Origin of the sequence: Mesobacillus sp. (assembly GCF_049588175.1) — a bacterium.
In the GTDB taxonomy this organism is placed as follows: domain Bacteria; phylum Bacillota; class Bacilli; order Bacillales; family Cytobacillaceae; genus Mesobacillus.
The window spans coordinates 1-2,138 of sequence record NZ_JBAVFI010000240.1 but is presented as its reverse complement, the minus strand read 5'-3'; the positions used below and the strand labels follow the sequence as shown (position 1 = coordinate 2,138).

Genomic DNA, 2,138 nt, shown 5'->3' with positions numbered 1-2,138 from the left:
TATTTGGCCCGAGCACTGGTCTTGTGATCAGTACCTTTGGTATGACAATCCTGATTCTAATCTTCGGAGAAATTTTACCGAAGTCGATTGCGAAGGAAAATGCGGAAAGCTATTCCTTGAAAATCTCGGGGATTTTGCTGATATTGATCAAAATCCTGACGCCAGTCAATTTCTTGTTCAGCAAGCTTAAGTCCTTTGTTTCAGGGATTTTCTCAAAGGATGGAGAAGCAACCCCATCGGTCACGGAAGAGGAAATCAAGGTGATGGTCGACATCAGTGAAGAAGAGGGTGTCATCAATAAAAATGAGCGGGAGCTTGTACACCGTTCACTGGAATTCAACGAAATTTTTGTTGGTGAAATTTTAACCCACCGAATGGACATGATTACAATCGAAGTGAACCAGCCTCTCGAGGAAATCAAAGAAATCTTCTTAACAGAGAGATTTTCCCGTATCCCGGTTTACGAAGAAAACATAGATAACATCATTGGATTTTTATCGGAGCGCGAGTTTTTTGCCGAGCTGATCCAGCATAATGAAGTGAATGTCCGTGAGCTGCTGCGGCAGCCGATGTTCGTTGTGAAATCGATGAAAGCAGCCACACTGCTGCCTGAGCTTCAAAGGACGAAGAGCCATATGGCCATCGTTGTTGATGAGTTCGGCGGAACATCCGGCCTGATTACGCTTGAAGATATTCTTGAAGAGCTTGTCGGTGAGATTTGGGATGAACATGATGAGAAAATCAACATCATGACGAAGATTGATGAAAACACATACGAATTCGATGCTCAGTTTGATTTGGATGACTTTGCAGAATTATTCAATGTGCCAATGCCTGAAACAACGTACCACAATCTTGGCGGCTGGATCTTTGAGACGCTCGAAAGCATCCCTGAAAACGGCGATACTTTCGATTATGAAAACCTTAAAATCATCGTCCAGGAAGTAGAAAGCCATCGAATCCGTAAAATCAAAGTTGAAAGAATGCCTGTTGCTGAAACGGAAGAATAAAAGAAAGGTGGAGTCAGTTTGTTACTGGCTCCACCTTTTTATATATGAAAATTTCTTTTAACCAAAGGTGCTGTAGCTCTTAACGATTAGCAGCATTTAGTATCCCCGCCGCAGCAAGCTTCGTTTTTCTCTTCAGTTTCCTCAACTTCTTTGATTTCGATATTGCAGCAGTCTGATTTTGATTTGTTGCTGCCCATTAGAATTTGAATGAAGTTAGCCATTAAAATCACCTCCTTTCATCAATAATTTTTGATTAATTAAACAAGATAAAAGATAAATCCAGAGATGGTGGACATTGTAATCACGGATAGGATGAATGCCAGGACAAGCTGCTTTTTGAAAATCGATTTTAACAGGATGACTTCAGGAAGGCTTGCGCCTGCTGAGCTGATCATCATTGCCATAACAGGACCAAGTGCCATTCCCTTTAAAATAAGCATTTGTGAAATCGGAATCATGCTTGATAGACGAATGTATAAGGGAATTCCAACCACAGCGGCGACAGGGATAAGCCACCAGGCATCATGGCCGAACCATTTTGTAATGAACTCTGTTGGAACAAGACCATGAATCACGGCTCCGATGGCAGCACCAATAAGCAGGTATGGATAGACACTTTTCATTAGAGACCAAGTTTCTTGCAGGGCAAAGCGCCAATTGAATTTCTGGTTGGATTCTTCATAGCCAGACATCATCACATTTTTTACATAGCGCTGGAAGCCAAGCTTGTCGAGCGTGAAGCCGATTGCGATCGAGAAGATACTTGTGATAACGGTATAAAGAATCGTAACCTTCCAGCCCATTACTACACCCATGATGGTCAGAATTGTTGGATCCAGTACTGGAGAAGCGAAGAGGAAAACCATGACGATTGAAAACGGAATTTTCTTTTTCAGCATATTGACCACTACCGGAATCGTTGAGCAGGAGCAGAATGGTGTGATAAAAGCGAACAGGATGGCGGCAAAGCTTGCGAACACCTTGTTGCTGCCAGTTAATTTTTTTTCAATTTTTTCGTATGGGATGTATCCCTGCAACAAGCTGATCAAAAACGAGATCCCGATGAACAGGACTGTTAATTCAAGGGCAATCCAGAAAAAGCTCTTTAAGAATTCAATCATCTTTCTC

At 42.0% G+C, this 2,138-nt stretch carries 3 protein-coding genes; 1 reads left to right on the top strand and 2 read right to left on the bottom strand.

Annotated features, from left to right (window positions below; all coding sequences use genetic code 11):
* The coding region (locus tag WB217_RS05950) for a hemolysin family protein (protein ID WP_423991578.1) at window positions 1–1,010 on the top strand (1,010 nt) is incomplete at its 5' end.
* A gap of 86 nt (window positions 1,011–1,096) precedes the next feature.
* Here the strand turns inward: WB217_RS05950 and WB217_RS05945 are convergent.
* Both WB217_RS05945 and WB217_RS05940 read right to left on the bottom strand, forming a co-directional pair.
* The gene (locus WB217_RS05945; protein WP_423991576.1) at window positions 1,097–1,231 is read right to left on the bottom strand and encodes a hypothetical protein; all 135 of its coding nucleotides are present in this window, start codon (window positions 1,229–1,231) and stop codon (window positions 1,097–1,099) included.
* A gap of 36 nt (window positions 1,232–1,267) precedes the next feature.
* Complete coding sequence (locus tag WB217_RS05940) at window positions 1,268–2,131, bottom strand: permease (RefSeq protein ID WP_423991580.1); 864 nt, start codon at window positions 2,129–2,131, stop codon at window positions 1,268–1,270.
* Window positions 2,132–2,138: the final 7 nt, after the last annotated feature.

Excerpts from the sequence above, each read along its gene's own strand:
- WB217_RS05945 (WP_423991576.1), bottom strand. The coding sequence starts at position 1,231 with ATGGCTAACTTCATTCAAATTCTAATGGGCAGCAACAAATCAAAATCA.
- WB217_RS05940 (WP_423991580.1), bottom strand. The coding sequence starts at position 2,131 with ATGATTGAATTCTTAAAGAGCTTTTTCTGGATTGCCCTTGAATTAACA.